Annotated in this window: 21 protein-coding genes and 1 pseudogene; 8 read left to right on the top strand and 14 right to left on the bottom strand. The window is 67.3% G+C overall.

Going from position 1 to position 23,380, the window contains the following annotated elements:
* From WA965_RS27435 to WA965_RS27425, 3 genes are all read left to right on the top strand, one after another.
* Positions 1 to 813: APA family fibronectin-binding glycoprotein (locus WA965_RS27435; RefSeq protein WP_526448241.1), on the top strand; the 813-nt coding region annotated here is incomplete at its 5' end.
* Positions 814 to 935: 122 nt separating this feature from the next.
* Positions 936 to 1,241, top strand: coding sequence for a GlsB/YeaQ/YmgE family stress response membrane protein (locus WA965_RS27430; RefSeq protein ID WP_526299240.1), 306 nt, complete (start codon positions 936 to 938; stop codon positions 1,239 to 1,241).
* Positions 1,242 to 1,281: 40 nt separating this feature from the next.
* Positions 1,282 to 2,283, top strand: a complete 1,002-nt coding sequence (locus tag WA965_RS27425) for a zinc-binding alcohol dehydrogenase family protein (protein ID WP_526299246.1) — start codon at positions 1,282 to 1,284, stop codon at positions 2,281 to 2,283.
* Between the two features lie 3 nt (positions 2,284 to 2,286).
* Here WA965_RS27425 and WA965_RS27420 read toward each other — a convergent pair whose 3' ends face one another.
* A complete protein-coding gene (locus tag WA965_RS27420; protein ID WP_526299238.1) occupies positions 2,287 to 2,775 on the bottom strand; it encodes a hypothetical protein in 489 nt (162 codons plus the stop codon).
* Positions 2,776 to 2,880: 105 nt separating this feature from the next.
* Between WA965_RS27420 and WA965_RS27415 the strand changes: the two genes are divergently transcribed.
* Positions 2,881 to 3,477: a CGNR zinc finger domain-containing protein gene (locus tag WA965_RS27415; RefSeq protein ID WP_526299236.1), complete on the top strand. Its 597-nt coding sequence runs from the start codon at positions 2,881 to 2,883 to the stop codon at positions 3,475 to 3,477.
* Between the two features lie 6 nt (positions 3,478 to 3,483).
* On the opposite strand, the gene WA965_RS27410 is transcribed toward WA965_RS27415, so the two are convergent.
* The gene (locus WA965_RS27410) at positions 3,484 to 4,251 is read right to left on the bottom strand and encodes a CPBP family intramembrane glutamic endopeptidase (RefSeq protein ID WP_526299234.1); all 768 of its coding nucleotides are present in this window, start codon (positions 4,249 to 4,251) and stop codon (positions 3,484 to 3,486) included.
* Positions 4,252 to 4,321: 70 nt separating this feature from the next.
* Positions 4,322 to 6,793, bottom strand: coding sequence for a phosphoketolase family protein (locus WA965_RS27405; protein ID WP_526299232.1), 2,472 nt, complete (start codon positions 6,791 to 6,793; stop codon positions 4,322 to 4,324).
* A gap of 120 nt (positions 6,794 to 6,913) precedes the next feature.
* Between WA965_RS27405 and WA965_RS27400 the strand changes: the two genes are divergently transcribed.
* Positions 6,914 to 9,268 carry a CaiB/BaiF CoA-transferase family protein gene (locus tag WA965_RS27400; RefSeq protein ID WP_526299230.1) on the top strand — a complete coding sequence of 785 codons (2,355 nt, stop codon included), beginning with the start codon at positions 6,914 to 6,916 and terminating at the stop codon, positions 9,266 to 9,268.
* A gap of 11 nt (positions 9,269 to 9,279) precedes the next feature.
* Positions 9,280 to 10,755, top strand: a complete 1,476-nt coding sequence (locus WA965_RS27395; RefSeq protein WP_526299228.1) for an acetyl-CoA acetyltransferase — start codon at positions 9,280 to 9,282, stop codon at positions 10,753 to 10,755.
* A 9-nt stretch (positions 10,756 to 10,764) separates the two neighbouring features.
* Here WA965_RS27395 and WA965_RS27390 read toward each other — a convergent pair whose 3' ends face one another.
* From WA965_RS27390 to lon, 5 genes are all read right to left on the bottom strand, one after another.
* Positions 10,765 to 11,763, bottom strand: coding sequence for a malate dehydrogenase (locus WA965_RS27390; RefSeq protein ID WP_526299226.1), 999 nt, complete (start codon positions 11,761 to 11,763; stop codon positions 10,765 to 10,767).
* A 24-nt stretch (positions 11,764 to 11,787) separates the two neighbouring features.
* Positions 11,788 to 12,291, bottom strand: coding sequence for a hypothetical protein (locus WA965_RS27385; protein ID WP_526299224.1), 504 nt, complete (start codon positions 12,289 to 12,291; stop codon positions 11,788 to 11,790).
* A 117-nt stretch (positions 12,292 to 12,408) separates the two neighbouring features.
* Complete coding sequence (locus WA965_RS27380; RefSeq protein ID WP_526448240.1) at positions 12,409 to 13,041, bottom strand: HhH-GDP family DNA glycosylase; 633 nt, start codon at positions 13,039 to 13,041, stop codon at positions 12,409 to 12,411.
* Positions 13,042 to 13,077: 36 nt separating this feature from the next.
* Positions 13,078 to 13,410 (bottom strand): TfoX/Sxy family protein, encoded by a 333-nt coding sequence (locus tag WA965_RS27375; RefSeq protein WP_526299220.1) that lies wholly within the window; start codon positions 13,408 to 13,410, stop codon positions 13,078 to 13,080.
* Between the two features lie 24 nt (positions 13,411 to 13,434).
* Positions 13,435 to 15,759 carry an endopeptidase La gene (lon, locus tag WA965_RS27370; RefSeq protein WP_526299218.1) on the bottom strand — a complete coding sequence of 775 codons (2,325 nt, stop codon included), beginning with the start codon at positions 15,757 to 15,759 and terminating at the stop codon, positions 13,435 to 13,437.
* Positions 15,760 to 15,894: 135 nt separating this feature from the next.
* On the opposite strand from lon, the gene WA965_RS27365 reads away from it, so the two are divergent.
* Positions 15,895 to 16,656: an SDR family oxidoreductase gene (locus tag WA965_RS27365; protein WP_526299216.1), complete on the top strand. Its 762-nt coding sequence runs from the start codon at positions 15,895 to 15,897 to the stop codon at positions 16,654 to 16,656.
* A 76-nt stretch (positions 16,657 to 16,732) separates the two neighbouring features.
* On the opposite strand, the gene WA965_RS27360 is transcribed toward WA965_RS27365, so the two are convergent.
* Positions 16,733 to 17,728 carry an esterase family protein gene (locus WA965_RS27360; protein WP_178356866.1) on the bottom strand — a complete coding sequence of 332 codons (996 nt, stop codon included), beginning with the start codon at positions 17,726 to 17,728 and terminating at the stop codon, positions 16,733 to 16,735.
* Positions 17,729 to 18,072: 344 nt separating this feature from the next.
* Between WA965_RS27360 and WA965_RS27355 the strand changes: the two genes are divergently transcribed.
* The gene (locus WA965_RS27355) at positions 18,073 to 18,513 is read left to right on the top strand and encodes a DUF1810 domain-containing protein (protein ID WP_526299214.1); all 441 of its coding nucleotides are present in this window, start codon (positions 18,073 to 18,075) and stop codon (positions 18,511 to 18,513) included.
* Between the two features lie 5 nt (positions 18,514 to 18,518).
* Here WA965_RS27355 and WA965_RS27350 read toward each other — a convergent pair whose 3' ends face one another.
* The 5 genes and pseudogenes from WA965_RS27350 to WA965_RS27330 all read right to left on the bottom strand — a co-directional run.
* Positions 18,519 to 19,832 (bottom strand): alpha-amylase family protein, encoded by a 1,314-nt coding sequence (locus WA965_RS27350; protein ID WP_526299244.1) that lies wholly within the window; start codon positions 19,830 to 19,832, stop codon positions 18,519 to 18,521.
* A 2-nt stretch (positions 19,833 to 19,834) separates the two neighbouring features.
* Positions 19,835 to 20,314: a nucleoside deaminase gene (locus WA965_RS27345; protein ID WP_526299212.1), complete on the bottom strand. Its 480-nt coding sequence runs from the start codon at positions 20,312 to 20,314 to the stop codon at positions 19,835 to 19,837.
* A gap of 9 nt (positions 20,315 to 20,323) precedes the next feature.
* Positions 20,324 to 22,060: a tetratricopeptide repeat protein gene (locus WA965_RS27340; RefSeq protein WP_526299210.1), complete on the bottom strand. Its 1,737-nt coding sequence runs from the start codon at positions 22,058 to 22,060 to the stop codon at positions 20,324 to 20,326.
* Positions 21,987 to 23,060, bottom strand: coding sequence for a hypothetical protein (locus tag WA965_RS27335; RefSeq protein ID WP_526299208.1), 1,074 nt, complete (start codon positions 23,058 to 23,060; stop codon positions 21,987 to 21,989). The genes WA965_RS27340 and WA965_RS27335 overlap by 74 nt, the downstream gene beginning before the upstream one ends.
* Positions 23,053 to 23,380 (bottom strand): annotated as a pseudogene (locus WA965_RS27330) (TetR/AcrR family transcriptional regulator); the annotation flags it as partial. The pseudogene WA965_RS27330 and the gene WA965_RS27335, both read right to left, overlap by 8 nt.

The following is a 23,380-nucleotide window of genomic DNA, read 5'->3' as shown; positions in this document are numbered from 1 at the left end:
GACCCGAACGCGCCCCCACCACCGCCGGGGGATCCGAACGCGCCGCCACCACCGCCGGCCGACCCGAACGCAGCGCCGGTCGATCCCAATGCGCCACCGCCGCCGCCGGCTCCCGAGCCCGGCCGCGTGGACAACGCCGCAGGCGGCTTCAGCTATGTCGTGCCCGCCGGCTGGGAGGTCTCCGACGCCACCCAGTTGTCGTACGGCCAAGCGTTGCTGACCAAGCTGCCTCCGGAAGGATCGCCGCCGGATGCACAGCCGCCCAACGACACCAGCGTGCTGCTCGGCAGGCTCGACCTGAAGCTGTTCGCCGGCGCCGAGACCGACAACACCAAGGCCGCCCAGCGGTTGGCCTCCGACATGGGCGAGTTCTTCATGCCGTTCCCCGGAACGCGGGTGAACCAGCAGACGGTGCCATTGGAAGCCGGGGGGATGACCGGCGTCGCGTCGTACTACGAGGTCGAGTTCACCGACACCGCCAAGCCGAACGGTCAGATCTGGGCCGGCGTCGTCGGCGCGCCAACTGCTGCCGGGACGCCTCGTGGGCAGCGGGCACCCGAGCGATGGTTCGTCGTGTGGCTGGGTACCGCGGCCAACCCGGTACCGCAGCAGGAAGCGGTGACGCTGGCCAACTCGGTGCGGGCGTGGACGCCTCCGCCCCCGCCCCCGCCCGCGGATCCGAACGCCCCACCACCGCCGCCGGATCCCAACGCACCTCCGCCGGACCCGAACGCCCCGCCGCCACGGCCCGAGGTCGGAGTGCCGGTTCCCGTCGACCCGAACTCGGCCCCCGGGATGCTCCCGCCGGCATAGCCGACGGCCAACGGTGATCGTTTCCGTTTCGGTGGCCGGACCGTTACCCGTGAGGGGTATATCTGAGTCATGGGTCAGCAGCAACCGCTGCCGACTCCGCTGGCAACAGGCAGGAGATCTCCATGGACATCGTTGTTGCTTCTGACTTTCTCGCACGGTCGTCGACCATGACGAGCGTGGGATGGATCGGCTACATCATCATCGGTGCGATCGCTGGATGGATCGCCGGAAAGATCGTCAAAGGCGGCGGTTCCGGCATTCTGATGAACATCGTCATCGGGATCATCGGCGCACTGATCGGCGGCTTCCTGCTCAGCTTCTTCCTCGACACCGCAGGCGGCGGTTGGTGGTTCACCCTCTTCACCGCAATCCTGGGCTCCGTGATCCTGTTGTGGATCGTCGGCATGGTGCAGAAGAAGAAGGTCTAGCCACACCCGCGGGCCTCGTGGCTCCGTGACCGGACCGTCGATGCGCGCCTGGCAGGTGCACCGGCCCGGCCCGATTACAGAGCACCCGCTCGTTCGGGCCACGCTTGCCGTTCCGCGGCCGGCACCAGACGAACTGCTCGTGGCCGTGCGTGCCTGCGGTGTGTGTCGCACCGACCTGCATGTCACCGAGGGTGACCTGCCGGTGCACCGCCACAACGTGGTCCCCGGGCACGAAGTGGTGGGGGAGGTGGTCGCGCTGGGATCCGATGCAGCCGCCGGGTTCGCGGTGGGTGACCGTGTGGGCATCGCATGGTTGCGCCATACCTGCGGGGTGTGCGCGTACTGCGTGCGCGGTCAGGAGAACCTCTGCGCCGAGTCCCGGTACACCGGTTGGGACGCCGACGGGGGCTATGCCGAGTTCGCCACGGTGCCTGCTGCTTTCGCACTCCGTCTGCCCGCCGGTTACTCCGACATCGAGCTCGCGCCGCTGCTGTGCGCGGGCATCATCGGATATCGTGCGCTGCTGCGCTCCCAGCTGCCCGCGGGTGGTCGACTCGGCATCTACGGGTTCGGCGGCAGCGCTCATCTCGCCGCCCAGGTGGCCCTGGCACAGGGCGCGGAGGTGCACGTGATGACCCGGGGCGAGAGGGCCCGCGAGCTGGCGCTGTCCCTGGGGGCCGCCTCCGCACAGGGGGCAGGCGATCGGCCGCCGGTACCGCTGGACTCCGCGATCCTTTTCGCGCCCGTCGGGGATCTGGTGCTGCCGGCCCTCGAATCGTTGGATCGGGGCGGGACCTTGGCGATCGCGGGTATCCACCTCAGCGACATCCCGATGCTGAACTACCAACGCCATCTGTTCCAGGAGCGACAGCTTCGGTCGGTGACGTCGAACACCCGTGCCGATGCACAGGCCTTCCTGGACTTCGCGGCACGTCATCGGCTCCAGGTCACCGGACCCGGTTACCCGCTCGACCGGGCGGACGAGGCGCTCGCCGATCTCTTTGCCGGGCGGGTCTCGGGGGCCGCCGTGCTGATCGTCTAGCGCTCAGAGCTCGGCCAGTGCCGCCCCGAGACGCCCCCGCAGATCTCCCCGCCCGAATCTGTAGAGGGGACCGGCCCCGTCCGAGAGCACCAACCTCAACCGGGCCATTCCCAGCACGCCGACCGGCCAATGCGAATCGAGTCGCCGGGCGGCCCGGTCGATGAGATCCTCGGCGCCGGCGACGTTCGGGATGTTCACGCAGACCCGGGAAGACCACGAACCGCCCGGCTGCTGTGCCTCGCGTACCGCCCGGCGCAGCGAAGCCGCGATGGCGTGCCGTTCGGTTCTCGACGCCAGGCGTGCGCGGTGGACGGCCAGCGCACTTCCGGGTTTTGCGACGACTCCTACGGCGAGCAATCGGTCGTAGTCGGTGGCCCGCATCCGGGCAATGAGTCGGGCGATCGGCGACGGCCGGCACTCGGGGGGCCGCGCGGGTGCACGACGTGCGATGGCGAGTCGCAATTCCTCGGGGGTGATCCTGTGATCAGCCATCATCTCGACTCTCCGGGCGGACGCTAGGTGACTGTCCAAAACGTTATACCGGTCACGCATGACCAGTCAAGGCCGTATACCAGTCATCAGTGTTAAGCTCTCGGCATGGGTGCTGCGCCTCGGCTCTGGCCGGGTGACGATGAGACGAAGCCCGCACCGCCCCCGTTGCGGCGGATCCAGGCACTGGTCAACACCGTCGAGCGGCCCGACGGCGCAGACCGACTCGCCACCACCGAGGACGCACGGCCCTGGTTGATCGCCAACGAGTTGCTGGCACCGACAGCCCACCTGAGCGAAGCCGACTTGGCGCTCGTCGTCGACGCCCGGGAAGCGTTGCGGACGTTGCTCGTCGGCAATGCCGGTGGCCCGGCACCGACACCACGCCAGCTCGCCCCGTTGCAGCGCATCGCGGCAGCGGCGGCCGTGCATACCGCTGTCGAGGCCGACGGCCGGGTGCGGCTGACCGTTTCGGGCGATGGCATGCCCGAGCGCCTGGCGGCACTGCTGCTTCCTATCCGCGATGCGCAGAAAGACGGAACCTGGTCGTTGCTCAAGGCGTGCGGCAACAACGAGTGCCAGTGGGCGTTCTATGACCTGTCGCGCAATCATGGGGGAACGTGGTGCGACATGTCGTCGTGTGGCAACAAACTGAAGAACCGCGAGTTCCGCGCGCGCAGAGCGAAAGCGCGCAGTCGTGCCTGATCCGCGTCAGGACAGGTGCCACACCATTGCGGCAGCAAGCGCACCCAACCCGTTGAGCGACCAGTGCAGTGCGATGGGCGCGATCAAGCTTCCGCTGCGACGGCGAAGCCAGGTGAAGACGAAACCGGCTGCGGCGGTTGCCAGTACGGCACCGACCACGCCGACGACGGTGCCGAAGACCCCGCCGCCGAGAATTTTCGTGAAGCCGACGTTGCTCGCGGTCAGCCCCATCGATGTCGCGATGTGCCAGAGGCCGAACAGCAGCGATCCGGCCGCTGCGACACCGCGCCACCCCCACGCACGGTCGAGGGCACCGTGCAGAACGCCGCGGAAAGCGAGCTCCTCCGGGATGACGGTCTGCAGCGGGATGATGATCATCGACGCGATCAGCGCCCCCGACAATGTCGCGTAATTGTTGTTCAGGAACATCGGTCGCGTCCAGGGCAGCAAGGCGCCGATGGCGATCACCGTCCCGACGAGTGCCACCGCCGCGAGCGCGTAACCGGCACCTGATCTCCAGTGCTCGCGCCCGAGCCCCAACTCTGTCCAGCCCAATCCCGTCGAGCGGACCAGGACCAGCAGCCCGACGGCCGCCGCGGGCACGGCAACCACGCTCGCCCACGGCGTGGTGAAGTGGGCCAGCACGTTGGTCAGCACCAGGACCACAACCACGATCGCGATATCGGCGTAGATGCGGAAATGGTGCAACGCCGAAAGCTGAGCGACCAGCGGATGGGGCTCTGCTGCTGCGGCGACCCCACTGACGTCAGACATAACCGCTCAAGAGTACCGCCCGCGGCATCGTTGCAGTTCAGCTGTGGTTCACCTCACGGCGGCGCGCCGGTCACTCGTTGTCCCCGCCCGTGTCTGCTGCGCCCGCGGCACGCCCGGGCGCTACTCCGGCTTCGGCGGCTGCCGGCCACACCCACTCCTTGACCTCGGGTATGTCGTCGCCGTGCACGCGGGTGTACTCACGGGCGGCGATTCGCTTGTCGGCCATCTCCTGGCGCAGCGTCGCGCAGGTGGACCCCAGCGCCGGCACCCGGTCGATGACGTCCATGACCAGGTGATAGCGGTCCAGATCGTTGAGCATCACCATGTCGAACGGTGTCGTCGTGGTGCCCTCCTCCTTGTACCCGCGGACGTGCAGGTTTCCATGGCCGGTGCGTCGGTAGGTGAGGCGGTGAATGAGCCACGGGTAGCCGTGGTAGGCGAAGATGATCGGTTTGTCGGTCGTGAAGACCATGTCGAACTCCCGGCTCGACAGCCCGTGTGGATGCTCGGTGCTGTCCTGCAGTCGCATCAGATCAACGACGTTGACGAACCGGACCTTCAGTTCTGGCAGGCGGGTGCGCAGGATGTCGGCGGCTGCCAGCGCCTCCACGGTCGGTACGTCCCCGGCGGCAGCGATCACGACATCGGGATCGGTGCCCAGCACCTCGGTGCCCGCCCATTCCCAGATGCCCAGCCCGCGGGTGCAGTGCGCGATCGCCTGCTCCATGGTCAGGAAATTGGGCGCAGGCTGCTTGCCCGAGACGACGACGTTGACGTACTGGCGAGATCGCAGGCAGTGGTCGTAGGTCGACAGCAGCGTATTGGCGTCCGGCGGAAGATAAACCCGCACCACGTTGGCGCTCTTGTTGACGACGTGGTCGATGAACCCCGGGTCCTGATGGGAGAACCCGTTGTGATCCTGGCGCCAGACATGGCTCGACAACAGGTAGTTCAAGCTCGCGATGGGGCGCCGCCACGGGATGTGGTCGGTGACCTTGAGCCATTTGGCGTGCTGATTGAACATCGAGTCGATGATGTGGATGAACGCCTCGTAGCAGTTGAACAGGCCGTGCCTGCCGGTCAGCAGATAGCCCTCCAGCCAGCCCTGGCACTGATGTTCCGACAGCATCTCGACCACCCGGCCGGCGCGGGCCAGGTGTTCGTCGACCTCGGGCCCGAGAAGGTCGGCGTTCCACTGTTTGTCCGTGACCTCGAAGACCGCCTGCAGCCGGTTGGACGCCGTCTCGTCGGGTCCGAAGATGCGGAAGTTGTCGGGGTTGCGTCTGATCACCTCGGTGAGCCATCCGCCCAGCACCCGGGTGGCTTCGGCGACCGAGGCGCCCGGCGCCGGCACGTCCACCGCGAAGTCCCGGAAGTCCGGCAGGCGCAGGTCCTTGAGCAGCAGACCACCGTTGGTGTGGGGGTTGTCGCTCATCCTGAGCGGACCCTGCGGTGCCAACCCCGCGATATCGGGGAGCAAGGCGCCATCGGCGTCGAACAGTTCGTCGGCCCGGTAGCCGGCAAGCCAGTCGGAGAGCACCTGGAGGTGCTCGGCGGTGTCCCGGGCGTTGGCCAGCGGGACCTGATGAGCGCGCCAGGATCCCGTCGTCTTCTTGCCGTCGATGTAGTCGGGTCCGGTCCAGCCCTTCGGCGTCCGGAACACGATCATCGGCCAGGCGGGCCTGAACTCGTCACCGGCGGCCGCACGGGCTTTGATCGCCGCGATCTCGTCGAGCACATCGTCGAGCAGTGCTGCGAACCGACGGTGGGCATCCGCATGATCGGCGGCTGCATCGTCGGGCACCTCGAAGAAGTATGGATTGTGTCCGTATCCGATCATCAGGCTTCGCAGCTCGTCGGCGGGAATGCGCGCCAGCACCGTCGGATTGGCGATCTTGTAGCCATTGAGGTGAAGGATCGGCAGCACCACGCCGTCCGCTACTGGATTGACCAACTTGTTGGAATGCCAGCCGGTGGCCAGCGCCCCGGTCTCCGCCTCTCCGTCGCCGATCACCGTGGCCACCAGCAGATCCGGGTTGTCGAAGGCGGCACCGTAGGCGTGCGACAGGGCGTAGCCGAGTTCGCCACCCTCATGGATCGATCCGGGGGTTTCCGGGGCCACATGTGAGGGGATGCCGCCGGGAAACGAGAACTGCCGGAACAGTCTGCGCATCCCCTCGGCGTCTTCGCTGATGTCGGGATAGACCTCGCTGTACGTGCCGTCGAGATAAGCGTTGGCCACCAGTCCGGGGCCGCCGTGACCCGGCCCGGTGAGGTAGATGGTGGACTGCGAACGCTGCTTGATCGCCCGATTCAGATGGGCGTAGAGGAAGTTCAGGCCGGGTGTGGTGCCCCAGTGCCCGAGTAGGCGCGGTTTCACATCCTCCCGGGTCAGGGGAGTGCGCAGCAACGGGTTGTCCAGCAGGTAGATCTGGCCGACCGACAAGTAGTTCGCCGCGCGCCACCATCGGTCGATCTGTCCGACCGTTTCCTCGGTCAGCGGGCTCCGGTCGACGGACTTCCATGCGGTCGAGGCAGTCATGACTCCATCCAACTCTGCATCGGGGTGTGGTCCAACCCGTACCCGATGGCGCGGACGTTAATCTTCTGCGCACCGTTATGGTGGGCAATCACCGACGGCGGCAGAAGGGCGGGACGGTGAATGGGCGAGGAACCGTTGCTGGCCTCTGTGCGGGTGCTCGATCTGGCGTCGGGAGCGGGCGACGGTGTCAGCAGGATCCTGGCCGACCTCGGCGCCGAGGTGCTCAAGATCGAACAGCCCGGCGAAAACCCGGTGCGGCGCGCAGCCCCCAGCATTGCCGGCGTCGGCATCACGTTCGTGTTGAACAACGCCAACAAGCGCTGCGCCCGACTGGATCCGAACCGCCCGCACGACTGCCGGCGGCTGATCTCGCTGGCCGGCAGTGCCGATATCGTTGTCGACTCCGGAACTGCCAGCGGCACCGCGGCATTCGGCACTTCGTGTGCAGCACTATCCGAACAGTTCGGACATCTGGTCACATTGTCGGTCACCGACTTCGGCACCACAGGGCCCCGCGCGTCCTGGCGTGCCAGCGACGCGGTGCTCTATGCGCTGTCGTCTGCCCTCTCACGGACCGGGCCGACATCCGGTACCCCGGTGCTACCGCCCGACGGTGTCGCGTCCGCCACCGCCGCGGTGCAGGCGGCATGGGCGGTGCTGGCCGCGTACTTCCATCGACTGCGCAGCGGCACCGGCGATTTCATCGACTTCTCCCGATTCGAAGCCGTCGTACAAGCACTCGACCCGCCCTTCGGATCCGAGGGGCAGGCGGCCGTCGGCCTGCGAGCCGCCACGGAACTGTGGCGTGGCCGCCCGCGCAACCAACAGATCTACCCGATCTTCGAGTGCAGCGACGGCTTCGTCCGGATCTGCCTGCTGTCTGCCCGGCAGTGGCGGGGGATGAGGGCCTGGCTGGGTGAGCCCGAACAGTTCGCAGGCCCCGAATTCGACACCATCGCCGCGCGCTACGCCGCCTCCGGCGAACTCAACGCCGCCATCGCCGGGTTGTTCGCATCGGAGACGATGGCCGATCTGGTCACGCAGGGCCAGGCGCGCGGGGTTCCGATCGCGGCAGTGTTGACGCCTACAGAAGCGTTGTCGGCAGAGCACTTTCGCAGCGTGGGAGCGTTGTCCGAGGCCACCGTGGCCCCCGACGTCACGGTGACGGTGCCGGTCGGTCCGCTGGTGGTCGACGGACGCCACCACGGGTACCGGCACGCGGCGCCGCCCGCAGGCACCGACGAGCCCGAATGGTCGGTACCCCGGCCGTCACCCGCGCCTGCAGGAGAGGATTCCCGGCGGCCGTCGCGTCCGTTCGACGGTATCCGGATCCTCGACCTCGGCGTGATCGTCGCCGGCGGTGAATTGGGCCGGTTGTTCGCCGATCTGGGTGCGGAGGTCATCAAGGTCGAGAGCCCGGTCTATCCCGACGGACTTCGGCAGGCGCCGCCGGGTAAGCCGATGAGCCGGTCGTGGGCTCTGACCCACCGCAACGAGTACAGCCTCGGCCTGGATCTGCGCCACGATTCCGGAGCCGAACTGTTCGGCCGACTGGTCGAGGGCGCCGACGCGGTGTTCGCGAATTTCAAACCCGGGACGCTTGCCGCGCTGGGGTTCTCCTACGACAGATTGCGGGCGCTGAACCCCGCCATCGTGCTTGCCGAGAGCAGTGCATTCGGCGATCGCGGGCCATGGAGTGCACAGATGGGCTACGGCCCCCTCGTGCGGGCCTCCACCGGCATCACCCGGCTGTGGACATCCCGCGACGCGGAACCCGACACGTTCTACGACGCGACGACGATCTTTCCGGACCACGTCGTCGGCAGACTCACCGCGATCGCCGCTGTGGGAGCGCTGATCCGTCGCACGCGCACCGGCACCGGGGCTCACGTGCACATCTCACAGGCCGAAGCCGCGATCAATCAGCTCGCCGGCGCGTATGTGACCGAATCTGCCGAAGCCGCCGGGATTTCCGTGGTCGGGGACGACACGATTCACGCGGTCTGCCCCTGCGCCGGCGACGACGAGTGGTGCGTCGTCTCGATACCGGACGCACAGCGCGGGACTGTCGCGGGGCTGATGGGTGGCACCGACCTGCCCGCCGACCGCGCCGACGTGATCGCCGCGCTGTCAGGGTGGACAGCAACCCGGGACAAGCACGAGGTGGCCGCTCGACTCCAGGGTCTCGGCGTCGCCGCCGCGCCGATGAATCGGGCGGCTGATGTCGCCGCGGATCCGCAGATCATCTCCAGGCGACTGCTCACCGAGATGGTGCATCCGCTGCTGGATGTGCCGATACCGTCGGAAACCGGACCGGCGCCGTACGTCGGCATACCGCGGTCGGAGTTGCGTCCCGCGCCCATGCCCGGCGAACACACCAGGGTGGTCTGCCAGAAGGCCCTCGGGCTCAGCGCCGCACAGATCGACGGGCTGATCGCCGACGGCGCGCTGTTCACCTACCAGAATCAGAGCTAGGAAGGTCTTCCATGCCACTGGACCCCAGGACGCCGGTGCTCGTCGGCTACGGCCAGGTCAATCAGCACACCGAGGATCCCAGCGTCGAACCGATCGACTTGATGGTGCAGGCGGCGCGCGCTGCGGCCGACCCGAGGGTGCTCGAAGCGGTCGATTCGGTGCGCATCGTCAATCTGCTGTCGTGGCGTTATCGCGACCCGGGCCTTCTTCTTGCGCAACGTATTCGGGCGGAGACGGCCGAGACACGCAACACCGGTGTCGGCGGCAACGTACCGCAGACGCTGGTCAACCTCGGCTGTCTGGACATCCAGCAGGGCCGGGCCGACGTCGTGCTGATCGCCGGTGCGGAGACCTGGCGTACGAGGAGCCGACTCCGCGCCGCCGGGAAGAAGCCGGACTGGACGCAGCAGGACGATTCGGTTCCACTGGCGCCGGGATCGGATGAGGGAGTCCCGATGGCCGGGCCCGCGGAACTCCGCATCAACCTCGATCGACCGGCCTACGTCTACCCGATGTTCGAACAGGCGGTGCGGATCGCCGCCGGTGAGACACCCGATGACCACCGTCGCCGGATCGGTGAGCTGTGGGCGCAATTCAGCGCGGTCGCCGCCACCAACCCGCACGCCTGGAGCCGCGAAGCGCTGACGGCGGAACAGATCTGGCAGCCTTCGCCGAGCAACCGGATGATCAGCTGGCCTTACACCAAGCTGATGAACTCCAACAACATGGTCGACCAGGGCGCGGTACTGATTCTCGCCTCTGCCGAGAAAGCCACACATCTCCAGATTCCCTCGGAACGCTGGGTTTTCCCGTACGCGGGAGCCGATTCGCATGACACCTACGCGATCGGTGAGCGAGCCGAGTTCCACACGTCACCGGCGATCAGGATCGGCGGTGCGCGGGCCCTGGAGCTCGCCGGCGCCGCGATCGACGAGATGGATCTCATCGACGTCTACTCCTGTTTCCCGTCCGCGGTCCAGGTCGCGGCCGCAGAACTCGGATTGCCGGTCGGGGATCCGGGCCGCCCGCTGACCGTGACGGGTGGACTCACGTTCGCGGGCGGACCGTGGAACAACTATGTCAGCCACTCGATCGCCACGATGGCCGAGCACCTCGTCGCGCGGCCCGGCACCCGCGGGCTGATCACCGCCAACGGCGGGTACCTCACCAAACACAGTTTCGGCGTCTACGGAACCCGACCCCCGGAGCATGAGTTCCGTTGGGAGGATGTCCAACCCGCGGTCGACCGGGAACCCACCCGAACCGCGCTGGTGGATTGGTCCGGGGTGGGAACAGTCGAGTCATGGACCACGCCCGTCGACCGGGACGGGCGGCCCGAGAAAGCTTTCCTGGCGGTCCGGACGCCCGAGGACGCCCGGGTGCTCGCGGTCATCACCGATGCCGACGACGCCGAGGCGACCGTGCGGGACGACATCGCGGGTGCGTCGGTCCGGGTTCACCCCGACGGGACGGCCTCGCTCACGTAGCGCTGCCGGTCACAGCAGCCCGAGCGCGGCCACCGCGTCACGCTCGGCGCGCAGTTCGGCGACCGAGGCGTCGATGCGGGCGCGGGAGAACGCATTGACGTCCAGGCCCTCGACGATCTCCCAACCGCCGCCGACCGAGCGGCACGGGAACGAACACACCAGGCCCTCGTCGATGCCGTAGGCGCCGGGGGAGGCTAACGCCACCGAGGTCCAGTCGCCATCGGGAGTCCCGTGTATCCAGTCGTCGATGTGGTCGATCGCACCGTTGGCCGCAGACGCCGCCGAACTCGCACCGCGTGCCTCGATGATCGCGGTGCCCCGACGCGCGACCGTCGGAATGAAATCATCAGTGAGCCAACGAGTGTCTGCCGCATAGTCGGCACCGGACCGGCCACCCACGACAGCGTGGAAGACGTCCGGATACTGCGTCGGCGAATGGTTGCCCCAGATGGTCATCTTGCTGATGTCGGAGACCGGCACATCCGCGTGGCGGGCCATCGCCGCGATCGCCCGGTTGTGGTCCAGGCGGGTCAACGCCGTGAATCGCTCACCGGGAATGTCGGGGGCGTGGGCAGCGGCCACCATCGTGTTGGTGTTGGCCGGGTTACCGACGATCAGCACCCTGACGTCAGCACCGGCTCCGGCGTTGAGCGCCTTTCCCGCGGTGGCGAAGATCTGCGCATTGGCTTCGAGCAGATCGGCGCGCTCCATGCCTTTGGTGCGTGGTTTCGCGCCGATCAGCAGGGCGACGTCCACCCCGTCGAATCCTTTGACGGGGTCATCAAAAACCTCGGTGCCGGCCAGCAGCGGGAACGCACCGTCGTCGAGTTCCATCACCACACCCTCGGCGGCGCGTACCGCACCGGGCAGCTCCAACAACCTCAGCACAACCGGAGTGTCGTGCCCCAACATCGCTCCGGCAGCGATGCGGAACAGGGCGGCGTAGCCGATCTGTCCCGCAGCGCCGGTGACAGCGACGGTGACCGGCGTCGGTGACTGTGCTGGCATGGGCCCCACCCTAGACATCCCGCGTCAGGGGGCGTCGGCAGGTACGTCGGTGTAGGTCATCGTGTAGCCGTCGGCGGAGAACGTGAAGCCCTTCCCGCTGGACTCCGACTGGCACGAGATGCCGGTGGTCTCTTGGACATTGCATCGAAACCCGGCTACCGCAAGGATTCTGTTGAACGGAAGCTCGATGGCGGTGCCCGGCTCCAGCGCCAGGCCGGGGACGGGAAGCGCGGCGAACTGTGGTTCGGCGGAGCGGTCCACGATGACGGCGTTGGGTGCGGTCGGGTCCCCGTCGGGACCAGGCACCTCGTCGGGCGCGTCGGTGATCCCGATACCGGTGGTCGACTGGGCGTTCTGGCAGCCTGCTCGGACACGCGGCAGGATTGCACACTCCCATCTGCCGCTCGGAGAGGTGAAGTAGTACCCGGTCTGCCCGTCGACCTGGGCCGCGAAGTCGAACGCGGTGGCCAGATGGGCGTTACTGGGTCTGGTGGTGGTCACCTCCGGGGCGGGCGTGGGTGCCTGCACCGTCCCACTGTCGTCGGTGTTGACGACCACGGAGCCGGAGCAGGCCACTCACAGCAGCGCCAGCGCGGGGACAGCGACGCGGTTGACGGTTCGCATGAGGCCCATTGGACCATCCGCTCACTGCGCGACTTTCTCGCGGAGCCGTGTGTCGAGCGAAATCCGCACCAGCGCCGCCGCCAGCCGCGCGCACTCGGAGCCGCCCAGCTCGGCCAGCTTGTCGGCATCGCCCGGCAGGCCGAGCTGCGTCGCGGCATGGGGGGCCCGCTCGTCGAAGTGCGGGCGCACCCATGTCCAGACGTCCTGAACCTCGCGCAGGAAGATGTCGGCGCCGGTGTCACCGATGCCCTTGAATTCCTGGAGGAGCTTCGTGGCCTGCTCGACGTCGTGGTCGGCCCGCGAAGCCAGGCTCCGCAGATCTCCGTCGTAGTCGTCGCGCACCGCGGTGGCGATGTCGACCAGACGAGTGGCCGAGCTCTCGTCGTAGCGCGCGTAACTCGCCCGCCCGAAGGCTTTGATCATCGTCGCGCGGTCGGCCTCGAGCACCGTGTCGGGAGTGCGCAGCTTCTCCGCGAACAGTTCGTGCGCGGCACGTGTCGCGATCGTGGCATCGATCGGCTTGCTGGCGAGCATGCACAGCACCAGCAGCTCGAACAACGGCATCGGCTTGTCGTCGAGCCGGATGCCGGCCTCTTCGGCGTATGTCTCACCGGCAGCCTCCAGAAGGCGGCGGGTGATGTCCTGATAGCTCATGACCACCGACTACCCGGGTGCCGGCATGCCGAATCGCTACTTCGCGGGCAGGCTCCTGGCGAACTCCACGCCGCGGGTGACCCACGGTGAGAGCTGGCGCTTCGTCTTGATCCCGTCAGAGTGCACGCGCACCCAGCCACGGGTTTGCCTGCCCGCCATGATCATTGGTTCCACATGCTCCCGCGCGAGGAGCCGTTCGGCCTGCTCCGGCGGCACCCTCACCATGATGCCGCCGGAGGAGCTGACCGCGACCGACATGTTGCCGTTGATCAGGAAGGCCAGACCGCCGAACATCGCCCTCTCCTCGAGGCCCCGTTCGGCGGCGAGCAGTTCCCTGATCCGGTCGGCGAGGTCGACGTCGTAGGCCATGGCGCGACGCTACCGCGGTCGCTGTCAGGCCGCGACGACCGCCGCCTCGGCGGCGGGCTCGAGAGCCAGCGCGACGATCTCGGCGACGTCGGTCATCGGCTTCACCTCGAGTGCGTCGAGCACCTCGGCCGGCACGTCGTCAAGATCGGGCTCGTTGCGCTGTGGGATGAAAACGGTTGACAGTCCGGCACGTTGAGCGGCCAGCAACTTCTGTTTCACCCCGCCGATCGGCAGCACCCGGCCGTTCAGCGTGACCTCTCCGGTCATCCCGACGTCGGCACGCACCTGGCGTCCGGTTGCCATCGAAACCAGCGCCGTCACCATCGTCACCCCGGCAGAGGGACCGTCCTTGGGCACCGCGCCCGCGGGCACGTGCACGTGGATCTTGCGGTCCAGCGCCTTGGGATCGACACCCAACTTCTCGGCGTGCGCGCGCACATAGGACAGCGCAATCTGCGCCGACTCCTTCATCACGTCGCCCAACTGGCCGGTCAACTGCAGGCCGGGTTCCCCGTCGGTGGCGCCGGCCTCGATGTAGAGGACATCACCACCAAGCCCGGTGACGGCCAGCCCGGTCGCCACACCGGGAACCGCCGTGCGCTCTTCGGAGTCGGGTGTGAAGCGCGGACGACCCAGGTAACCCACAAGATCCGGCTCATCGACGGTCAACGGCGCGGGGTCGGCTGCCAGTTTGGTGGTGGCTTTCCGCAGCGCCTTGGCCAACAGTCGCTCGAACTGCCGCACGCCCGGTTCACGGGTGTAGTCGGCTGCGATCTTGCGCAGTGCGGCGTCGGTGACCGTGACCTCGTCGGGGGTCAGGGCGGCCCGTTCGGCCTGCCGGGGGAGCAGGTAGTCCCGGGCGATGGCGACTTTGTCGTCTTCGGTGTAGCCGTCGATCTGGACCAGCTCCATGCGGTCCAGAAGCGCCGACGGAATGTTCTCGATCACGTTGGCCGTGGCCAGGAACACCACATCGGACAGATCCAGATCGAGATCCAGATAGTGATCACGGAAGGTGTGGTTCTGTGCCGGGTCCAGCACCTCGAGCAGCGCCGCACTCGGATCACCCCGGTAGTCGGAGCCGACCTTGTCGATCTCGTCCAGCAGCACGACCGGATTCATCGATCCGGCTTCGCCGATAGCGCGCACGATCCGGCCCGGGAGTGCACCGACGTAAGTGCGCCGGTGCCCACGGATCTCGGCCTCGTCGCGCACCCCGCCGAGGGCGACACGCACGAACTTCCGACCCAGCGCACGGGCCACGGATTCACCGAGCGAGGTTTTGCCGACGCCCGGAGGGCCTGCCAGCACCATGACTGCGCCGGAGCCGCGGCCACCGACCACGGCCATGCCCCGCTGGGCGCGCCGGGCCCGCACAGCGAGGTATTCGACGATGCGATCCTTCACGTCCTCCAAGCCGTGGTGGTCGGCGTCGAGGATCTCCCGCGCCGATTTCAGGTCCGTCGAGTCCTCCGTCGTCGTGTTCCACGGCAGGTCCAGGACCGTGTCGAGCCACGTGCGGATCCAGCCGCCCTCGGGGCTCTGGTCGCTCGAGCGTTCCAGCTTTCCGACCTCCCGCAACGCAGCCTCGCGCACGTTGTCGGGCAGACCGGCGGCTTCGATCCGTGACCGGTAGTCGTCAGAGCCGTCGGGCTCGCCTTCACCCAGCTCCTTCCGGATGGCCGCGAGTTGCTGACGCAGCAGGAACTCTTTCTGCTGCTTGTCCATCCCGGAGCGGACGTCCTCGGCGATCTTGTCGTTCACCTCGACCTCGGCCAGGTGCTCGCCGGTCCATTGGATGAGTGAGCTCAAGCGCTCCGCGACATCCTCGGTCTCGAGCAGTTGCCTCTTCTGGATGTCGGTGAGGTACGCGGCGTAGCCGGCCGTGTCCGCCAGCGCCGATGGATCGGTGATCTTGTTGACCACGTCCACGATCTGCCACGCCTCGCGCCGCTGCAGCATTGCCAGCAGCAGCTTCTTGTACTCCGCAGCGGACGCTTTGGTCTCGTCGGTGACCTCGGTTGCCTCGGCGACCTCTTCCACCGAGACCCACAGCGCCGCACCGGGCCCGGTGGTCCCGGAGCCGATGTGCGCACGCGTCTCACCACGCACGACTGCGGCGACGCCGCCGCCGGGCACCCGTCCGACCTGGACGATGGAGGCGAGGACGCCGTAGGTGGGGTAGCGATCGGCGAGGCGCGGTGCGATCAGCAACTTCCCGCTGTCGCTTGCCTGAGCCGCGTCGACGGCCGCGCGCGCGGCATCATCGAGTTCGATCGGCACGACCATTCCCGGCAGCACGATCGGTTCGCTGATGAACAAGACCGGCACTGATGTGGCTTCAGCCATGAATCCTCCAAAGTTGAATCTGATGCGCTCAACCCTGGCCGCGGCCCGATTGTTCCCCGGAGCGCGCAGCACGCCCCCATATCGCCGAGAGCAGAACGGTGGAATAGCCGATCCCGTCGATGTGTCTCTTTCCAGATGACCGAAAACCCGATTGGCAACGACCCGGTAGGCGGCTCCATCGTCGCGATCACAGGTGCAAGCAGCGGCATCGGAGAGGCTACTGCCCGGTTGCTGGCACGCCGGGGCGCACGGCTCGTGCTCGGCGCCCGCCGCACCGACCGGCTGGAAACTCTTGCCGACGAACTACGGGCAGACGGCGGGCAGGTGGCCACGGTCACCGTCGACGTCACCCGTGCGGGGGACATGACGCGCCTGGTCAACACGGCGGTGGACGATTTCGGCGGGCTCGACGTACTGGTCGCCAACGCCGGCATCAGCGACATCGGTCCGCTCGGTGACGGTGACATCGACGCATGGGACGCGATGATCGACGTCAACCTACGCGGGGTGCTGCACGGAATCGCCGCGGCCACACCGGTATTCCGCAAGCAGAAACGTGGCCACTTCGTCACGACGGTGTCGACGGCCGGTCTGAAGATCGTGCCCGATATGGGGGTGTACGCCGCGACCAAGAACGCTGTGCGCACCGTGATGGAGGCGCTGCGTCAGGAATCCACGGACGGCGCCATCCGCACCACGTCCATCTCCCCGGGATTCGTCCGCACCGAACTGGACGGGGGAATCAGCGACCCGGCCCTGCGGGCCCGGATCCGCTCCGACATGGATGCTTTCGGGCTCGCACCGGAAGCAGTCGCGCGAGCCGTCGCCTTTGTCATCGAGCAACCGCACGACGTGGAGATCGGCGACCTGACCATCCGCCCGACCGCCCAGGGATGACTCCGGGCTTCTAGCCCGCAACACAGCAGGGAGCCTGCCGTTCGGGGGAAACGGCAGGCTCCCTGGGTGTGGGTTGTCAGGCGGTGTTCTGTGCCCCGAGCACCCGCTGGATGTCCGGCTTCATCTGCTGCAGCTGCTGACCCCAGTAGCCCCAGCTGTGCGTGCCGTTCGACGGGAAGTTGAAGACGCCGTTGGCGCCGCCCGCAGCGATGTAGTTGTCACGGAAGCTGATGTTGGTCCGCAAGGTGAATCCCTCGAGGAACTGTGCCGCCATCAGGTTCTGGCCGGGGGTTCCGCTGTCCAGCTCCGACGGGGTGCCGGTGCCGCAGTAGACCCAGATCCGGGTGTTGTTGGCCACCAGCTGAGCGATGTTGACCATCGGATCATTGCGCTTCCACGCCGGATCCGAGGACGGACCCCACATGCTCTCGGCGTTGAAGCCGCCCGCGTCGTTCATCGCCAGCCCGATGAGCATCGGCCACCAGCCCTCGGACGGATTGAGGAAGCCCGAGAGTGAAGCCGCGTAGATGAACTTCTGCGGGTAGTAGATCGCGTAGTTCATCGACGCGCTACCGGCCATCGACAGACCGACAACTGCGTTGCCGTTCTGCGACACACCGCGGTTGGCCTCCAACCACGCCGGGAGTTCCTGGGTCAGGAACGTCTCCCACTTGTAGGTGTAGTCCTGGCCGTTGCCACGCGACGGCTGATACCAGTCGGTGTAGAAGCTGGACTGGCCGCCGACCGGCATCACCGTCGACAGACCGGACTGGTAGTACCACTCGAACGCCGGCGTGTTGATGTCCCAGCCGTTGTAATCGTCCTGGGCACGGAGACCGTCGAGCAGGTACACCGCGTTGGGCCCACCACCCTGGAACTGAACGCGGATATCGCGATTCATCGCCGGGGAGAACACATCCAAATACTCGACGGGAAGACCCGGCCGGGAGAACGCTCCCGCGGTCGCCTGACCCCCGGCGAAGCCGATCAGCCCGGGTAGTGCTGCAGCCGCCATGGCGGCAGCGGCCATCCGGCGCACCCACTTACCTCGAAACTTCTCTCTCAACTCCATACCGGCAACCAACCCACCTTTCTGTACAAGTCCTGCGTGCCTGGCAATTGATGCCGTTTGTGTGCAGGGGTAATGCAACACGCTCCGAGGGCCCGGTCGACGATCCGACACAGCGAATCGATGTCGCGGTTGGCTAACGGTTGCGACTCGGCACGGACTCACGTCCGGCCGCGCCGAAGTGTGGCCAATGTGAAGGGTGTGGTTGATTACGCACCCGAACCATGCCGTGAACAGCCAACACACCGCCGATCTGAATTCGGGACCGCCAAGCGCTGCGGGCAATAGGACCAGATTCTGGCAAACACCTGTTGAAGCGTGCCCCGCCGTCTGCGAAGCTCGGGGTGATGCCAGTCGACGCTTCGAAGTCCACCGATCCCTTCGACCTCGGTCGCTTCGTCGAAGCTCAGGACCGGGTGTATCCGACGGTGCTCGACGAACTGCGCGCGGGCACCAAGCGCAGCCACTGGATCTGGTTCGTCTTCCCGCAGCTGCGAGGCCTCGGCCACAGCGCGACAGCGCACAAGTTCGGAATCGCGTCGACGGCCGAGGCGCGAGCGTACCTCGACCATCCAGTTCTCGGGCCGCGGTTACGCGACTGTGCCGCAACGCTGCTCACTCAAGCAGGCCGCACGGCACACGAGATCTTCGGATATCCGGACGATCTCAAAGTGCGCTCGTCGATGACGTTGTTCGCCCAAGCCGGCGAGGACCCGGTGTTCGGTATGGTGCTGGACGCGTTCTACGGCGGGACGCACGACCCTGCGACGCTGGAGCTGCTGGGCTGACGGATCTACCGCGGCGCCAGCACCAGCCAGCCGTGAGCGGGCACCACGGCCTCGGAAACGACCTCCGGCGGTGGCGCGCCGGAACCGGCGACCATTTCGGCCGTGCCGAACCCCAACACCGACAGGGACACCGGCATCGGCTCGTCGGCGACGTTGAGTGCGACGATCAGAATGTTGTCACCGTCTCGGACCGCGTACACGTACCCGTTGTTGGTGACGTGCAGCGGCGCAGTCCGCGCAGTGTGCAACCAGGGGTGGCGCCGCCGCAGGCCGATCAGATGCTGGTGTGCCCGGAACACCTGCTGCCCATGCTCTCCCACACCCTCATGAGGAGAACCGAATTCGGGCCGGACCGCATCGTCGCCGCCGAACCGCTCCTCTTTGACCCCGCGGTAAGCGGACTCGTCGCCGGCATAGACGCTGGGGGTGCCGCCGATGGTCAGCAGAATCGCCAACGCATGTTCGACGTGAGCCGGGTTGTCCACGATGCTGGCGATCCGGGTGACGTCGTGGTTGCCGATGAACGTCAACGGGACGAAAGTGTCGAGGAATTCGTTGTGCCTCGTCAGCGTCCAGTCCAGCTCATGGAAGTTCGCGTCGTTAAGGCTGCTCCAGATGGCCTTCCAGAGTTCGTACTGGGTGATGGAGTCGAATCCCGCTTTGCGGACCTGGGCGCCGTAGTCGCCGTGGATGACTTCCCCGACGAACCACGACTGCGGGAACTCCGCACGCACCCGCGGCAGCACCTCCGCCCAGAAGCTGTCGGGCACAGCGTAGGCCGCGTCGAGGCGCCAACCGTCGGCCCCGCGACCGAGCCAGTGACGCATCACGTCCACCGTGTAGTCGACGACCTCCGGGTTCCGATGATCGAGCGCGATCAACCCGTCGTGACCCTCGAAGTTCGCGAACGTGCCGCCCCGCACCCGGAACCACGAGGTGTCGCCACCGTCGACGGCCTCACGATAGCGGGCGAAGTCGGTTCCGACGTGGTTGAAGACACCGTCGAGCAGCACCCGCAGGCCCCTCTGATGAGCCTCGGAGACAAGGTGATCGAAGTCGGCGTCATCACCCAACCGGGGGTCGATGCGGTAATGGTCGGTGGTGTCGTACCCGTGGGTGCGTGAGGCGAAAACCGGCCCCAGCGCCAAGCCGGAGGCGCCGAGTTCGACCGCATAGTCGAGCCAGTCGACGATTCTGCGGATCCGGTGCTCGTCGGCCGTCGGCGGCGGATCGGCCGGATGAGCCCCCACGAAGCCCAGCGGATAGATCTGCCACCAGATGACGTGCTCGACCCAATCGGGTTCTGTCACACGCTCCATGGTCATCGGGCGAAGGCCTGCTGATACATCGTCTTCATCGTCTCCGTCAGTTCGGGCACCGGGCCGTCGACGACGACCCCGGGCGCGATAGTGGTGATGGCCAGCGCGGCCACCGGCGGCGACGGCGCGCCCCAGGCCTGCAGCCATTGTGTCAACTGGGCCGAGGACGCTGCGTAAACGATGCGCCCCAGTCCCACCCAGCCATGTGCCGCTGCGCACATCGGACAGTGCTCACCAGAGGTGTACACCGTGCTTCGGGCGCGTTCCTCGGGTGTCAGGTTGTCGACCGCCCACTTGGCGATGGCGAACTCCGGGTGGCGGGTGGCGTCGCCGTCCCGGACTCGATTGTGATCCTCGAAACGCACTGTGCCTGAGCCGTCGACGAGCAGCGAACCGAACGGCTCGTCTCCTCCCTGCAGCGCGATACGTGCCAGATCGGCGCACCGTCGCAGGTGCTCGAGGTCGTCTCCGCTGACTGCCACATCCGGAGTCTACGGAACGCGGGTCTCACAGCACGCGTCGTCGGGCTTCTCCCCGCCGGAGCGGGCGTCAGTGGCCTCGAGGCGGCAGGCACATGACGCACGGATCGGGACGTCTGCGCGCGCGGACGCAAGTTCGAGTTGCCTGCCGATGATGGCTGCTTCCGCATCGCGGCCGAGGCGCGTCAGGCACTCGTGGTATCCGTGCAGGCTCCACACATTGCCCGGGTGTTGGCAGGGCCTGCTCAGTGTCGGATCCAATCCGAGATCTGCGGCGTAGACCTGTGCCGCCTCCTCGACCCGGCCCTGCTCGAGCAGCAGCGCGCCGTACGCATGCCGGGTGGGCTGCATCCAGCCCCATGGCTCGTCGTAGGGAAGCGAGTCGTCGAGCTCCACCGCGCGCCGCAGATGCGCAAAGGCATCGTCGAACTCCTTTGCACGATAGGCGATCTCACCGTCCAACATGGCGGCGGCGACAGCCAGGATGTCCCGGCTGGTGTTGTTGAACAGGTAGCGGCTCTCCGGAATCCGTGCGTAGGCGGCCGCGAACAGGTCTCGCTCGGCCCTGGCCTCAGCAGTTCGCCCCGACGCCGCCAGGGCCACACCGCGCCCGTAGTGGACGGTGGCAGTGGTCGTGCAGTACAGGTCGGGGTCGTCGGGCAGCGGCGTGCCGATCAACTCGTCCCACCGGCCGAAGCGAACCAGCACGTGAATCCGCAACGGCACGAACGCTTCCAGCCAGTCGGCCATCGGGGGTGACTCGATGGAGAGCAGGTCGGGGGAGAGTTGGCCGGCGAGTTCCTCGGCCGCCTGCAGAGCAGTCGAGGAGTTTCCCTCGAACATCGCCGAGTACACCACGAAGTGCAGATTGTGCGCCCGATAGAGCGAATAGAAGTTCAACTCGCCCTCGCGCTCGACAAACCGCCGATCCACCTGCACCGCAGCCAGATTCGATCGCACCGAGTCGTGATAGTTGCCGCACAGCACGTCGATGTGGCTGGGCATGTGCCGGAGGTGACCGGCGTCGGGAACCAGGTCGCGCAACAGATCCGCGGCGGGCAACGCCTCCTGCGGCGTCGTCGACATCTCCATCGTGTGCAGGTACAGGTGCAGTATTCCCGGGTGTTCCCGTCCGGCGGGGGTGGCCAGCGCGTCGTCGAGGATCCTCTTGGCCTCCACCACCCGTGAGCCTGGGGCGGGCTCGCCGGTTCGGCTGTCCCACAGCGCCCATGCCGTGACGTTTACCAGCGCGTCGGCGACCAACGCGGCCACGTCGATGTCATCCGGACAAGTCGGCGCCAACGCCACCATGGCGTCGGCATACGCGGAGTGCCCGGCCTGCAGAGCCTCGCTGTCATCGGGATCGTCGGTGGGGAATCGGGCGGCAAGCGCCTCGATCAGGGCGCGTTCCACGACAGAGGCGCGGCCGTCGCGGGCCAGTCGCAGCTCCGTCCTGGCCCGGCTCAGCGACGCCGCCAACTCGACGGGATCGAATGCCTCCCAGGCCTTGTTGTAGTTCGGTCCCACGGCATACGCGATGCCCCACCTCGCGATCGCCAGGTCTCCGTCGAGGGCCAGCGCCCGCTCGAAACAGCGGATCGCCTCGTCGTGATTGAACGCATACGACCAGACCATGCCGCGGTCGAACCAGACCTGGGCCGCGGCCGAGGAGGTCTCAATCGGTCGATGGTAGGAGCCGAGATCGTAGTAGCCCTCGGCTTCGCCGAGCATCCCCGGCGCGGCGTTCATAGAGGGAACGATAGTTCACCCGCGCCGCGGTGGCGAGGACCGCGAGTAGACATCCCGCGGCAGCCCAGACAGCCAGCGTGACCAGAGGCGCGGCGGCGCCATGACCCCCGAAGTACGACACGCTGCGCAGCAGCGAAACCCCCGACCCCTGGGGGACGACCGCGGTGAACGTCGAGTAGAAGCCGGACAGCAAGGGCCGCCCGACCGGCCCGGCCGCTGCCGCGTTGCCGACCACCACGAGGAACAGTCCGAGCAGCACCGAGGCCACCACACCGAATGCCGCGGCGACGCCCGTGACCGCGCCGCCGACGGCCATCGCGTAGAGCCACAGCACGCCGAACACCTGCCAGGGGTGAGCCGTCAACGCGTCCAGCACGGGTCCGACGTACAGAGTGACCACGCCGGCCAGGACCGCCGAGAACACCGCGAGCGACAGCGTGCGCAGGCCCAGTGTCGCGGGTGTTCGCGCGGGGCCCATCAGTCTGCCGAGCAGCGCGGCGCCCAGAGACGCGCCGATGGAGATGAAGATGACGGCGTAGAACTCGACTGTGCCCGACGGATCACCGGCCGATGTCGGCGCGACGTCCTCGACCACAGGTGTCAGGCCAGCCTGCTCTGCCGCCTGCTTCCCCACGGTTGTGGCCGCCAGCGCCACGCTGTGTCCGCCGCCACCGGCGACGTAGATCGCCATCGTGCTCTCAGGGGTCACGGCGAACGCAGCGTCGGCCTCGCGTTCGTACACCTGCTGTCGGGCGGCGGCGGGGTCACCGACCTCGTTGACGGCCAAGGCATTCTCGGCCCGCAGACCGTCGACGACCGGCGCCGGCGCAGACACCGCGACAGTCAGGTGGTGCAGCGTCGGTTTGGCGAACGCTCCGGAGTAGCTGGCGACCATCGCGATCACGAAAACGGTCAACGCCGCAAGCGCGAGCACCGTGGTGCGTACCGCGGAGCGATCGCGGAAGGACGGGACGACGGGAGTGTCGTGGTGTCTACCCACGGTGAGGTCCTTTCTGAGGGGACGCGATGCCCAGCAGCGCGTCGACGGTGTCCAGCGCTGCGCGCACGCGCGCGTGCAGGTCTGTGGCGTCGGGATCTTCCATCCACGACCGCAGCACCTCCGTGAACCCCCCGACGAGGAAGTGGGTCACCGACTCCGGTGGCAGAGGAGCGATCGTGGCCAGCACAGCCATGCCCTGTTCGGCGATCTCGGCGCATGCCGGGAGCAACGCCGCACGGAACGCCGTCACCACTGATTGCGTGACGGCACTGGGTATGACGTTGTGGTACATCGCCCGGTGTTCGGAGGCGAACCCGAAG

This window comes from Mycobacterium sp. (assembly GCF_049683935.1).
In the GTDB taxonomy this organism is placed as follows: domain Bacteria; phylum Actinomycetota; class Actinomycetes; order Mycobacteriales; family Mycobacteriaceae; genus Mycobacterium.
The sequence above is the reverse complement of the archived record's forward strand: the minus strand, read 5'-3'. Positions and strand labels throughout refer to the sequence as shown.